The organism is Streptomyces sp. NBC_01244 (assembly GCF_035987325.1).
In the GTDB taxonomy this organism is placed as follows: domain Bacteria; phylum Actinomycetota; class Actinomycetes; order Streptomycetales; family Streptomycetaceae; genus Streptomyces.
On the sequence record NZ_CP108488.1, the window covers coordinates 8,714,075 to 8,726,221 of the forward strand.

The window sequence follows — 12,147 nt, forward strand, 5'->3', positions numbered from 1 at the left end:
ACAGGCGGGAGGGGTGGGGGAGTTCAGGTCTTGCGCAGGTCCGGGGAGGGTACGCCGATCAGCCTGCGCCGCACCGCGTCCCAGACGGCCCCGAGCGCCAGGGTCACGGCCTCGGTGTGCTCGCCGAGCACCCGCACCCAGGCCCCGCACTCCTGCGGCAGCACGCTGACCCCGTACGGGAGTCCGCGTCCGGCCAGGGTCTCGTGGAGCAGGTCGGCGAGCTCGCGGGCGGGGGCGAGCGGGCTGACCGCGAAGAAGCAGGCCATCACGGAATGACCGGCCAGCACGGCGGGCCCGTCGATGGAGCGGTCGTCGACGGAGCGGTCGTCGACGGAGCGGTCGTCGACGGAGCGGCCGTCGACGGAGCGGCCTCGGACCCCCTCGGCCCCGCCCGGTTCCAGCCGTACGGTGTCCAGTGCCACCAACTCGCCGCTCGGTCGGCGCAGTTCGAAATCGGAGGCGAAGACCTGATAGGCGTTGCGCTCCCCGTGCGCGAGCCGGCCGGACAGGACGGTCTCGCTCGCCAGCACGGTGGCCGTGGGGTCGGCGGTGACCACCGTGCGCTGGTAGAAGCGGGAGTCGACGTACGGGATGACCGGGTCCGGCAGGTACTCCACGTACGCGTCCGGGCCGGCGGTCAGGAAGGTCTGCAGGACGGCGTAGTCGTGCTCCATCCGGTAGACCTTGGTGGCCGCCTGGGTGGTCACGTGCCCCGAGGTGCCGGGGCCGAAGGACAGGTCGGTGCGCAGCCGGTCGGCCTGGACGACCCCGCCGCCCGTGGACATCAGGAAGGTGATGGGCAGGTCGGGGCGGTGCGGGTCGAAGTAGAGCGGCCGCATGATCTGGAGCGGGGACTTCTGGTAGTGCCGCACCAGCTCGGTCCGGTCGCCGACCCGCTCGAAGCCCAGCTCCAGCAGGCCGACCTTGCCGGGGCGCCCGACACCGAGGGTGTCGGGCACCGAGGAGTGCCGCAGGACCTCCAGGGGGACGCGCGGCGGTTCGTAGTGCGCGGCCTCCAGGCGTGCGGGCGGCAGGAGGGTGCGGGGCGGAGTGCGGGGCGGGTGCGCCACTGCGCTCACGCCGGCACCCGGCGGAAGGACTCGATGAAGTTGGCCACGTCCTCCAGGCCCTGCCCGGTCAGGCAGTTGGTCAGGACCACGGGGCGCCCCTCGCGCACGCGGTGCGCGTCGGACTCCATGACGTTGATGTCGCAGCGGACGTACTGGGCGATGTCGATCTTGTTGATCACGAGCATGTCGGACTCGGTGATGCCCGGGCCGCGCTTGCGGGGCATCTTCTCGCCCTCGGCGGTGTCCAGGACGAAGAGGAAGAGGTCGACCAGGACGGGGCTGAAGGTGAGGGTGAGGTTGTCGCCGCCCGACTCGTAGAGCAGGGTGTCGACATCGGGGAACCGCTCCAGCATTTCGGCGCCCGCGGCCAGGTTCATCGTCGGGTCGTCGCGCACGGCGGTGTGCGGGCAGGCGCCGGTCTCCACGCCCACGACGCGCTCGGGGTCGAGCACCCCGGCCAGGGTGCGGCGGACCTGGCGGGCGTCCTCCTGGGTGTAGATGTCGTTCGTGATCACGGCGGGCCGGTGGCCGCGCGCGATGAGCACCGGCACCAGGGCCTCGATCAGCGCCGTCTTGCCGGAGCCGACGGGGCCGCCGACGCCGACGCGCAGGACGTTGTCCTCGGTCATCAAAGTCACACACCTTGGGTAAAAGACGGCTTGGGGAAAGGAGCGGAGTTGGGGGACGCTAGGTCGCGAACAGCCGTGCCTCGGCCCGCTCATGACGGCCCGACATCACATCGGCCATCGGAACGCATCCGCCGAGATCGGCGAGTTCACGGCACAGGGCCGCCCCCGCCACCTCCTCGATGACGGGTGCGATCCCGCGCAGCACCACCTGCGCCTTGCGGTGGTCGGTGAGCCGCAGCCGCAGCGCGGCCCCGGTGAAGCTCGCCGAGTAGGCGAACAGGTCGCTCACGACGGCCTGTTCGGCCGGGACCCCGGCGGCCGCGTAGGCGACCCCGGCGGCCACGGCCTGCGAGCCCGGCGCCCGCTTGGCGGCCACGAGCTCCGCGTACCGCTCCAGCGGCTCGCCGCCGACGCACTCGCGGGCGAGGTCCAGCAGCTGGCGGCCGGTGCGGGTGGCGGCGCGGCGCAGCCCCTCGTTCAGCTTGGCCGCGTTCAACCGCCGGTCGGTCTCGGCCAGGGCCTCCCAGTCGCCGGCCACTGCGGCCCCGTGGGCCAGCGCCAGCGCGGTGGCGTCGGAAGGCCCCACCGAATGCCGCAGCAGATCGGCCAGCAGGACCGGCACGCCCTCGGGGGTCACGGCCTTGGCCTGGGCGTACCCCTCCAGGCCGTGGGAGAGGGTGTAGAAGCCGCTGGGGAAGGCCGAGTCGGTGAGCTGGAGGCTGACCAGCAGGGCCCGTACCGGCGTCACGGCCGCGGGGCTGGCCACGGCGGAGTTGGCGGCAGTGCTCATGCCAGGTAGAACAGGTGGTTCAGGGGCAGTTCGCGGGCCGGCTCGATGGTGGCGGGCACCCCGTCGAGGGTGACCTTGTAGGTCTCCGGGTCGACGGCGATGACCGGGAGGGCGTCGTTGCGGACCATGTGCTGCTTGCCGACGGTGCGGCAGTGCCTGACCGGCAGGACCTTGCTGTCGAGGCCCAGCTTCTGCGGTACGCCGAGATCGATCGCGGCCTGCGACATGAAGGACACCCGGGTGGCCTGCTTGGCCTTGCCGTACGCGCCGAACATCGGCCGGTAGTAGACCGGTTGCGGGGTCGGCAGCGAGGCGTTGGGGTCACCCATCAGCGCCCAGTTGATCAGCCCGCCCTTGATGACCATCTTCGGCTTGGCGGCGAACGAGCCGATCGGCCACAGCACGACGTCGGCGAGCTTGCCCGTCTCCAGGGAGCCGATGTGCTCGGCGGTGCCCGTGGCGATCGCCGGGTTGATCGTGATCTTGGCGAGGTAGCGCAGGGCGCGGAAGTTGTCGTTGCGCTCGGTGTCGCCGTCGAGCTTGCCGCGCTGGTCCTTGCAGTGGTGCGCGGTCTGGAAGGCGCGGGTCCAGGACTCGCCGATGCGGCCCATGGCCTGGGAGTCGGAGGAGAAGATCGAGATGACCCCCTCGTCGTGCAGCACCGTCTCGGCGGCGATCGTCTCGGCGCGCACGCGCGAGTCCGCGAAGGAGACGTCCTCCGGGATGTCGTGCGACAGGTGGTGACAGACCATCACCATGTCGAGCAGCTCGTCGACCGAGTTCACCGTGTACGGCAGCGTCGGGTTGGTGGAGGACGGCAGGACGTTGGGCTCGCCGGCCACCCGCATGATGTCGGGGGCGTGGCCGCCGCCCGCGCCCTCGGTGTGGAAGGTGTGGATGGTGCGCCCGTCGATGGCGGAGCGGGTGTCCTCGAAGAAGCCGGACTCGTTCAGGGTGTCGGTGTGCACCGCGACCTGCACGTCGTAGGTGTCGGCCACGTCCAGGGCGCGGCTCAGCGCGGCCGGGGTGGTGCCCCAGTCCTCGTGCACCTTCAGGCCGCAGACGCCCGCCTCGACCTGCTCAATGAGGGCCTCCGGCAGCGAGCCGTTGCCCTTGCCCAGCAGACCCACGTTGACCGGCAGGTCCTCGGACGCCTGGTACATGCGGCCGATGTTCCACGGACCCGGGGTGCACGTGGTGCCGTTGGTCCCGTCGGAGGGGCCGGTGCCGCCGCCGATGAGGGTGGTGATGCCGTTGGACAGGCCGTGCTCGGCCTGCTGCGGGGAGATGAAGTGGATGTGGCTGTCGATGCCGCCGGCCGTGGCGATCATGTGCTCGCCGGAGATGACCTCGGTGCCGGGCCCGATGACCAGCTTGGGGTGGACCCCGGACTGGGTGTGCGGGTTGCCGGCCTTGCCGAGACCCGCGATGAAACCGTCCTTGATGCCGAGGTCGCCCTTGACCACACCCAGGATCGCGTCCATGACCACCACGTTGGTGATGACCAGGTCCAGGGCCCCCTGCAGGCTCGTGGCCTGCGGGTCCTGCGCCATGCCGTCGCGGATGCCCTTGCCGCCGCCGTAGACGGCCTCGTCGCCGTAGTGGCCCTCGTTGTGGTCCTTCTCGACCTCGACGACCAGGTTGGTGTCCGCCAGGTGGAAGCGGTCGCCGACGGTCGGCCCGAACAGGTCGGTGTACTGCTTGCGGCTCAGGACAGCCATCGCTACTTGTCGCCCTTCTTGGAGGTCTTGGCCTTCTTGGCGGCCGCGGTCTTGGCGGGAGCCTTGGCGGCTGGCTTGGCCGCCGGCTTGGAGGCGGGCTTTGCGGCCTGCTTCGAGGCCCGCTTCGAGGGGGCCTCCACGGCCTGCGCGGCGGCCTGCGCGGCCGCGGCCTGCTGCGCCGACTCCGCCCGGGCTCCCAGGAATCCGAGCTCGACGGCCCGGTTCATGGCCCGGACGCGGGTGTCGGTGGAGCCGAGCCCGCCGTTCACGAGGGAGCTGAAACCGATCAGCCGGCCGTGGCCGCTGTACGCGGTGAGTTCCACCTCGCGGGTGTCGCCCGGCTCGAAGCGGACACCGGTGCCGGCGGGGAGGTCGAGGTGCATGCCGTAGGCGGCGTTGCGGTCGAAGTCGAGGGCTCGGTTGACCTCGAAGAAGTGGTAGTGCGAGCCGACCTGGACCGCACGGTCACCGGTGTTGGAGACGGTGACCTTGGCCTTGCGGCGGCCGGCGTTGATCTCTACGGTGCCTTCGCCGTAAAGGTATGTGGCGCCACCTGACATGGTGGTACTTCCCTTCCTTCGGATCAGTGGGGGGAATGGCCGTGCGGGTGGCCGTGACCCCGGCCGTCCGCGCGGCGGTGGCTCTCGCCGTGTGCGTGGCCGTGCGCGTGTGTGTGGTGGGTGTCCGCGTCCGTGTCCGAGTGGTCGTGGTCGCCGCCCGGGCCGTGGGAGTGCGCGTACCCGTGCCCGTGCTCGGCGTCCAGCCCCTCGGCCACGCCGTCCTGCCCGTGGGCCAGCCGGTGCAGCGCCTCCTGCGCGCGGGCCCGTACGACCTGGGCGATCGCCGCACCGGACAGCAGCGGACCGGTGTCCAGGACCCCGGCCGGAAGCTCGGCCGGCGGGGCGAACGCGGCCCGGACCAGGGCGATGTGGCCGGCGCCGAGGCGGCGGCAGCGCTCCGCACCCTCCGCGAGGTCCGGGTCACCCCCGTCGAAGGCGACCTCGACCCAGCGGTGCTGCCCGTACTGGCGCACCAGCCGGGCCACCCGGAACAGGTCCGCGTCCTCGAAGGGTCCCGCGGCGGGCGCGGTGACCAGGACGGCGGAGGTGTCGGGCGCCTCGCGCACCGCCTTGAGGGCGGCGGTACGGAGCCACGCGGTCAAGTGGTCCACCGTGGCGAAGGGCGGCGCCAGCACGAGCCGCCCGACCCCCTCCTCCCGGCCCAGCCAGCGCAGGGCGCGGGCGCAGTCGGCGATCAGCCCGGGGTCGCGCCCCAGCGTCATCGGGACCACGCACACCGGCTCGGGCGAGGCGGTGAGCGCCGCCCGCACGGCTTCGGCCAGCGGCCGGCCCGGGTGCACGGCGCCTGCCGCGGTGCCACCCTCGTGACCGCCGGCCAGGATGACCGTGGCCGCCGATTCCGGTGCCCGGCCGGGCCGTTCGGGCCGTTCGGGTGCGATGGCCGTCACCGCTCAGGCGCCGACGGGGTCGTGGCAGGAGACGAGCTTGGTGCCGTCCACGAAGGCGGCCTCGACCTGGAGCAGCGGAAGCATCTCCCGCACGCCCTTCATGACATCGGCGGCGGAGACGATCTGCTTGCCGAGCTCCATGCACTCGGCGACGGTCCTGCCGTCGCGGGCGCCTTCGAGGATGCCCTCGCTGATCAGGGCGCAGGCCTCGCTGTAGTTGAGCTTGACGCCCCGGTCCCGCCGCTTGCGGGCCAGGTCGGCCACGACGTAGATCCAGAGCTTGTCCATCTCACGGGGAGCGAGATTCATCGGTCACTCACTTTCGGCTCTCAAGGTGGTTCACGTGCTGCTGTTGCCAGAGCTGTTGCCAGAGCTGTCGCCGAAGCCGTTGTCACGGCTGTTGCCGCGGGGGCTTCGGCCGGGGTGGTGTCAGGTCCGTTGCAGCCGGGGGATCTGGGGTACCGCGGCGACGAAGACGACCGTGGTCAGGACGAACGGCCAGGTGAAGGTGTGGCCGCCGAACGGGTCGAAGAAGGCGGTCATCGCGGCCGTGAGCCCGGTCGCCGCCGCGGCTCCCAGGACGGCGAACGCGAAGCTCCAGCGGGACCGGACGATGAACACTCCGCACAGGGCCATCGCGACGAGCACGCTGCTGTAGCCCATGAGCCCCTGCGAGACGCCATCGGACGGTGAACCCATCGCCCAGGCAACGAAGATGGCCGTGACGCTGCCGACGCAGGCCATGACCCCGGCGACCCGGCTGGCCACGAAGATGCCGGCGAGGAAGATCAGGCCGACGAACCACTGCGGCATGAAGAAGATCTGGCCGACGTTGGCGAAGAAGGCACGCCACAGCTGTCCCCAGTCGAGGGCGGTGGTCCCGCCGGCGGCCGCGGGCAGCGCCGCCAGATCGGGGCCGGTGTGCCACACCCGGGAGAAGCTGGGCGCCGCGATGGTCATCACGCTCGCGATGATGCAGAACGGCGCGGTGAACGTGGGGATGTTCCAGGTGCCGAGGATCGTCGCCAGCGCCGAGGTGACGACCACCACGGTGATGCTGCCGCCGATCGCGAGCAGCAGCGTGGACAGGTGGTCCCACCCGAGGAAGACGGCGAAGCCGAGCGAGACGAGGGTGCCGTTGAAGCCGCGCAGCCCGGCCGAGACGATCTCTCGGTCGATGCCGAACGCGTAGGCGGTGGCGGTGCCGACGACCGCGCCGAGGAGGCCGTAGAGGGCGTACTGCCAGCCGGCGGCGGCCAGGGCGGCGAGGAAGAAGATCCCGGTGATCGCGCTCGGCATGAAATCGACCTGGGCGACGCCACGCAGGACTTCCTGAATGAAGCTCGCGGGTTGAGCGGGAGCCTGGCGTGCGGGCTCCGTTGCCAAGGCCTGCATTTCATTCTCCCATGTGCAAAAAGAGAGGGCCCTGAAGGGCCCGTGAATCGGCGGTGCGTTGACGACGACAGTACCGGTGAACCGGGGTAATTCCGCCTGGAGATGGGCGTGTCGGGGGAAGCGGGGGAATGCGGCCGGGTTGTCATAAATGTGTTCGTCGTTCCCGGTCCTGTGGGCAGAAATAGGATCGGAATATCGAATCTAGAATGAGGGGGGAAGAGGGTGTTCGCCGAGCCCGGAAGGGTCAATGGCCCCGCCCGATGGCGCGCCGCAGCGGCCGGAACCGCCGCGGTGGTGTCCCTTGGCGGGGTGCGATTCCTTGTGGGTGCCCGGTGGTGGGCCGAGCTGTCCCCGGCCGCCGGCGCCGCCGTCATGGCGGCCGGGATCATCTCGGCAGGCCTGCACCTGATCGGCCGCGACACGCTGTCGATCGCCGCGCTGGCCGTCTCCGCCGCGCTGTGGCTGCTGCTCGCCGCCGAGTTCGCCGCCCGGCTCCTGGGTGACCGGCGCCGGTTCCGCGCCGAGGCCGACACCCCGGCGGCCCTCACCGCCGTGGCCGCCGCGACCGTGCTGGGCACCCGGCTCTCCCTCCTCGGATGGCAGCCCGTGGCCCTCGGGCTACTGGCGCTGGCCGCCGCGCTCTGGCCGGGGCTGATGGTCGCCGTACTGCGGCACTGGGGCTACCGCATGCCCGGCGCGGCGTTCCTCGTCTGCGTGGCCACCCAGGGGCTCGCCGTCCTGGCGGGCGTCCTGGCCGCCCCCACCGGCCACGACTGGCTCGGCCGGGCCGCGCTGGCCGCCTTCTGCCTGGGCTTGCTGCTCTACGCCGAGGCCCTCGTACGCTTCGACTTCCGCCAGGTCGTCTCGGGCGCGGGCGACCACTGGGTGGCCGGCGGGGCGCTCTCCATCACCGCCCTCGCCGGATCCGGGCTCACGGCGTCACCGTTGTGGACGGGGTGGGTGCACGCGGGACTGCGTACCGTCACCCTGGCGACCCTCGGCCTCTCCCTGGCCTGGTACGCCGTGCTGCTCGCCGCCGAGGGGGTCCGGCCGCGCCCCCGCTACGACATCCGGCGCTGGTCGAGCGTCTTCCCGCTCGGCATGACGGCGACCGCCTGCCTCTCGGCGGCCGCCCCGACCGGGGTGGCGTGGCTGCGGCCCCTCGGCACCGTGCTGCTCTGGGTGGCGGTCGGGGCCTGGGTGTTCACCTTTGCGGCCCTCCTCGTGGAGCGCGGGCCCCGTCCGCGCAAATGAGCCGTGTTCCCGCCGGGGGAGGAATGCGGCGAACGGAAGACCGTAGCGGAAACACCTCCGCCGAAAGGGCGGAGTCGAATTTCCGCTGCCGAAAGGCCGCCCTCATGGCGCCCCCACCGGAATACCGTTGCGCGCGGCGGGGAAGGGCGTACGGCCATGGCGGCGGGCCCTGAATGCGAGCCGATGCGCACCGGAGGCGGACCCCGCTCCTGCGCCTACCGCCCGGTGCCGTCCCACCGCGGGGAGAGGGTGACGCAGGCCAGCAGAGCCACAGCCAAGACCAGGGCCCACAGCGCACCATGACGAAGCGTCAGGAAACCTCCGGCGAGGGCCCCGAGCAGCAGGGCCGCGACCGTCACGAGGCGGCGCAGCGGCCCCGGCCCCCAGGGATCGGCCGCCAGACCGGTCAGGGCCCTGGTGACGACGGTGGTGGTCAGATCGGGGACGGCGAGCCGGTGCACGACGGCGTTCTGCAGGCCCATGCCGAGGGCGAGCAGGGCGATGACGCCCGGCGGCCCGGCGCCGAGCACGGTCAGGGCGAGCGCCCCGCCCACCAAGACGGTCTGCACCGCCACCAGCGGAGCGAACATCTTGGCCGCCGCCGTGGTCCGCCGCAGCCGCCCGGCGGCGGCCGCCCCGGCCAGGAAGGCGCCGACGGCCAGCAGGGAGTCCGGGGCCGACAGGGAGCGGTCCCCGGCGATCGCGAAGCCGAGGAAGACCACGTTGCCCGTCATATTGGCCACGAAGACGTGACCGAGGCCCAGGTAGCTCACCGCGTCGACCACACCGCTGACGAAGGTGAGGACGATCAACAGGGGCGGCAGCACCCCGTGGGGAGATTCCGCGCCGGCCGGCTCCGGCGGGAACAGCCGCGCGGCCAGCGGGCGCAGGACCCCGCGCCGCCGCCGGGGTGGGGTGGAGGTCATGGGGTACCTCTGGTCATCGCGTGGGCCGGTCCGCGACGGGCGGGAGTGGGCCGTCGGGAGCGGAGCGGGCCGTTGGGAACGGAGCGGGCCGAGCCCCTGAAGAAGGCGGAGAGGAAGGGCGGTGGAGAGGAGGGGGTGGAGTGGAAGGGAGCTTCGTCCCCGGAATGCTAGCGATGCCGGGAGCGTGCGAGGAGGAGCGACCCGGCGGCGCTCCCCGCCGCGGATCCAGGGGGCGCCGCGGGTAGGGTCGCCGCATGGCCTACACGTTTCAGGTGACCGTGGACTCCGCGGCACCGCACGCCCTCGCCGACTGGTGGGCCGAGGCCCTCGGCTGGGAAGTCGAGCCCAGTGACGAGGAGTTCATCCGCGAGATGATCGCCGTCGGACGGGCGACGGAGGAGGACACCACCACCCACCGGGGTGTCCTCGTCTGGAAGGCGGGCCAGGGGATCCGCCACCCCGAGGGCCTGGAGCGGGCGCCCCGCATCCTCTTCCAGTTCATCGAGGAGCCCAAGACCGTCAAGAACCGGGTCCACCTCGACGTTCGCACCGGGCAGGACGACCCGCGCGCGCTGGTCGAGCGGCTCCTCGCCAAGGGCGCCCGCCACCTGCACGAGGGCAGCCAGGGCCCCTTCGCCTGGACCACCCTCGCCGACCCCGAGGGCAACGAGCTGTGCGTCTCCCACTGAGTCTCCCGCCGGCCGCTCCCACCCCGCTCCAGGGCCTGTCGTCACACTCCCGTCTGCCTCGCGACGCCTGGCACGCGCTCTCGCCGCACCGGGCGAAAGCCAAGTACGTCCAGTACGCGGGCTTCCGCCCGGCACGCCGAGAGCGCGCACCAGACGCCGCGACGCCGCCCTTCGGGCGACGACGGGAGTGTGACGACAGGCCCTAGGCTGGACCCGTGAACGTCATCCTCTTCGGTGCGACCGGCATGATCGGCCGGGGCGTGCTGCGCGAGTGCCTGCGCGACGATTCCGTCGAAAGCGTGCTCGCCGTCGGCCGCAGCCCCCTCGCCGTCACCCACCCCAAGCTGCGCGAGCTCGTCCGGGCGGATCCGACCGACCTGTCGGAGTCCGGCCTGGACCTGGCCTCGTACGACGCGTGCTTCTTCTGCCTGGGCATCTCCTCCTTCCGCATGAAGGAGGAGGAGTACCGGCGGATCACCTACGACCTGACGCTCGCCGCGGCCCGCCCCCTCGCCGCCGCCAACCCGCGGCTGACCTTCGCCTACGTCTCCGGCGAGGGCACCGACAGCACCGAGAGCGGCCGCTCCATGTGGGCCCGGGTCAAGGGGAAGACCGAGAACGACCTGCTCAAGCTCCCCTTCGAGGCCTACATGTTCCGCCCCGGGATCGTGCAGCCGGACCGCGGCATTCCCTCCAAGACTCCGCTCTACCGCGCCGGGTACACCGTCACCGCACCGCTCTTCCCGCTCCTGCGGCGCTTCGCACCCCACCTCGTGACCACCACCGGGGCGCTGGGCCGCGCCATGATCGCCGTCGCCGCGGCCGGGCCCGGCAACGAGGACACCCAGCGGATCCTGCGGCCGCGCGACATCAACAGGGTGGGCGGCCAGGGCCCGCGCGGAGCGTCGGACCTGGGGTAACGGGCGGATATTCGGTTTCGGCCGGGGCCCTCCGACCCCGAGAATGAGGCATCTCGAACCGGGAGGAACCCCATGAGCCAGGACCGCCTGACTCTGCACGACCTGATGCCCGCGCAGGCGCTGACCGAGGCCATCGACGCCGGATACGTGGCCCGCAAGGCACACCCCGAGCTGCCGCTGTCCCTCTACACCTACACCCGGACCGCCCAGTACGAGCAGGTCTGGAACCAGGTCACCACGGTCTGCCGCGGACTCGTCGCCGACGACGTCAGCGGCGAGGTCGTCGCGCTGCCGCTGCCCAAGTTCTTCAACGTCGGCGAGCACGAGGCCGGCCGGCCGTACGCGCCGGCCCTGCCCGACGAGCCGTTCGAGGTGTACGACAAGGTCGACGGCAGTCTCGGGGTGCTCTTCCACTACGCGGGCAAGTGGCGGGCCGCGTCCAAGGGTTCCTTCACCAGCACCCAGGCCGTCTGGGCGCAGCGCCGCCTCGACGGACGGGACACCTCCGGGCTGGTCCCCGGCACCACTTACCTCGCGGAGATCCTGTACCCGCAGAACCGCATCGTCGTGGACTACGGGGACCGCCGCGACCTGGTCCTGCTCGCCGCGTACGGAGCGGACGGCGCCGAGGTGCCGCTCGCGGAAGCCGCCGCGCACTGGGAGGGCATCGGCTCCGTGGTCACCGTGTGGCCCGCCATGCCGCTGGGCGAGCTGCTCGCGCTGACCGGGTCCAGCACCCTGCCGGGCGGCGCTCCCGCGACCGGCACCGACGCGGAGGGCTTCGTCCTGCGCTTCGCCTCGGGCGTCCGGGCCAAGGCCAAGATCGCCGAGTACGTACGCCTCCACAAGGTGCTCACCGGGGTGACCGAGCGGGACATCTGGCGCGGCCACGGCATCCAGCGGTTCGCCGGCCTGCCCCTCAAGCAGCTCGCCCAGGGCCTGCACTGCACCGTCGCCGATATCGAGGCCTCGGGCGGCAAGCCGCTCGACGCGCTGCTGGAGCAGGTGCCCGACGAGTTCGACCACTGGGTGCGCTCGGTGATCGAACGCCTGGAGGCCGAGGCCGCGCTCCGTGAGCGCGCCATCGACGAGGCCTACGCCTCGCTGGCCCACCTGGCCGGCGACCGGGGCGCGTTCGCGCGCGCCGCCAAGACGACGATCCGCGACAGCGGGGTCCGCGGCGCGCTGTTCCAGCGCCTCGAGGGCAGGACCACCGAGCTCGTCACCTGGCGGCAGGTGCGACCCGAGGCGTCCGACCCCTTCACGCACGACGAGGAGAACTGAA

13 protein-coding genes are annotated in these 12,147 nt (G+C 72.1%); 4 read left to right on the top strand and 9 right to left on the bottom strand.

Annotated elements, in window-relative coordinates:
• Positions 1-23: 23 nt before the first annotated feature.
• From OG247_RS38755 to OG247_RS38790, 8 genes are all read right to left on the bottom strand, one after another.
• The gene (locus OG247_RS38755; protein WP_327256645.1) at positions 24-1,079 is read right to left on the bottom strand and encodes an urease accessory protein UreD; all 1,056 of its coding nucleotides are present in this window, start codon (positions 1,077-1,079) and stop codon (positions 24-26) included.
• Positions 1,076-1,699, bottom strand: coding sequence for an urease accessory protein UreG (ureG, locus tag OG247_RS38760; RefSeq protein WP_327256646.1), 624 nt, complete (start codon positions 1,697-1,699; stop codon positions 1,076-1,078). Before ureG ends, OG247_RS38755 begins: the two co-directional genes overlap by 4 nt.
• A 58-nt stretch (positions 1,700-1,757) precedes the next feature.
• Positions 1,758-2,489: an urease accessory protein UreF gene (locus OG247_RS38765; RefSeq protein ID WP_327256647.1), complete on the bottom strand. Its 732-nt coding sequence runs from the start codon at positions 2,487-2,489 to the stop codon at positions 1,758-1,760.
• Positions 2,486-4,210: an urease subunit alpha gene (gene ureC, locus OG247_RS38770; RefSeq protein ID WP_327256648.1), complete on the bottom strand. Its 1,725-nt coding sequence runs from the start codon at positions 4,208-4,210 to the stop codon at positions 2,486-2,488. Before ureC ends, OG247_RS38765 begins: the two co-directional genes overlap by 4 nt.
• A 2-nt stretch (positions 4,211-4,212) precedes the next feature.
• Positions 4,213-4,770 (bottom strand): urease subunit beta, encoded by a 558-nt coding sequence (locus tag OG247_RS38775; RefSeq protein ID WP_327256650.1) that lies wholly within the window; start codon positions 4,768-4,770, stop codon positions 4,213-4,215.
• Positions 4,771-4,793: 23 nt separating this feature from the next.
• Positions 4,794-5,678, bottom strand: a complete 885-nt coding sequence (locus OG247_RS38780) for a sirohydrochlorin chelatase (protein ID WP_327256651.1) — start codon at positions 5,676-5,678, stop codon at positions 4,794-4,796.
• A gap of 3 nt (positions 5,679-5,681) precedes the next feature.
• Positions 5,682-5,987, bottom strand: coding sequence for an urease subunit gamma (locus OG247_RS38785; RefSeq protein ID WP_243332378.1), 306 nt, complete (start codon positions 5,985-5,987; stop codon positions 5,682-5,684).
• Between the two features lie 120 nt (positions 5,988-6,107).
• On the bottom strand, positions 6,108-7,073 hold the full coding sequence (locus OG247_RS38790; RefSeq protein ID WP_442813525.1) for an urea transporter: 966 nt from the start codon (positions 7,071-7,073) through the stop codon (positions 6,108-6,110).
• Between the two features lie 309 nt (positions 7,074-7,382).
• Between OG247_RS38790 and OG247_RS38795 the strand changes: the two genes are divergently transcribed.
• Positions 7,383-8,327: a tellurite resistance/C4-dicarboxylate transporter family protein gene (locus OG247_RS38795; protein ID WP_327256652.1), complete on the top strand. Its 945-nt coding sequence runs from the start codon at positions 7,383-7,385 to the stop codon at positions 8,325-8,327.
• Between the two features lie 215 nt (positions 8,328-8,542).
• Here OG247_RS38795 and OG247_RS38800 read toward each other — a convergent pair whose 3' ends face one another.
• Complete coding sequence (locus OG247_RS38800; protein ID WP_327256653.1) at positions 8,543-9,253, bottom strand: YoaK family protein; 711 nt, start codon at positions 9,251-9,253, stop codon at positions 8,543-8,545.
• A 254-nt stretch (positions 9,254-9,507) separates the two neighbouring features.
• Here OG247_RS38800 and OG247_RS38805 point away from each other — a divergent pair, with 254 nt between their 5' ends.
• From OG247_RS38805 to OG247_RS38815, 3 genes are all read left to right on the top strand, one after another.
• A complete protein-coding gene (locus OG247_RS38805; RefSeq protein WP_327256654.1) occupies positions 9,508-9,942 on the top strand; it encodes a VOC family protein in 435 nt (144 codons plus the stop codon).
• A 215-nt stretch (positions 9,943-10,157) separates the two neighbouring features.
• Positions 10,158-10,862 (top strand): epimerase, encoded by a 705-nt coding sequence (locus tag OG247_RS38810; RefSeq protein WP_327256655.1) that lies wholly within the window; start codon positions 10,158-10,160, stop codon positions 10,860-10,862.
• Between the two features lie 72 nt (positions 10,863-10,934).
• Entirely contained in the window at positions 10,935-12,146 is a 1,212-nt protein-coding gene (locus OG247_RS38815; RefSeq protein ID WP_327256656.1) for an RNA ligase, read from the top strand.
• The last annotated feature ends 1 nt before the right edge of the window (position 12,147 follow it).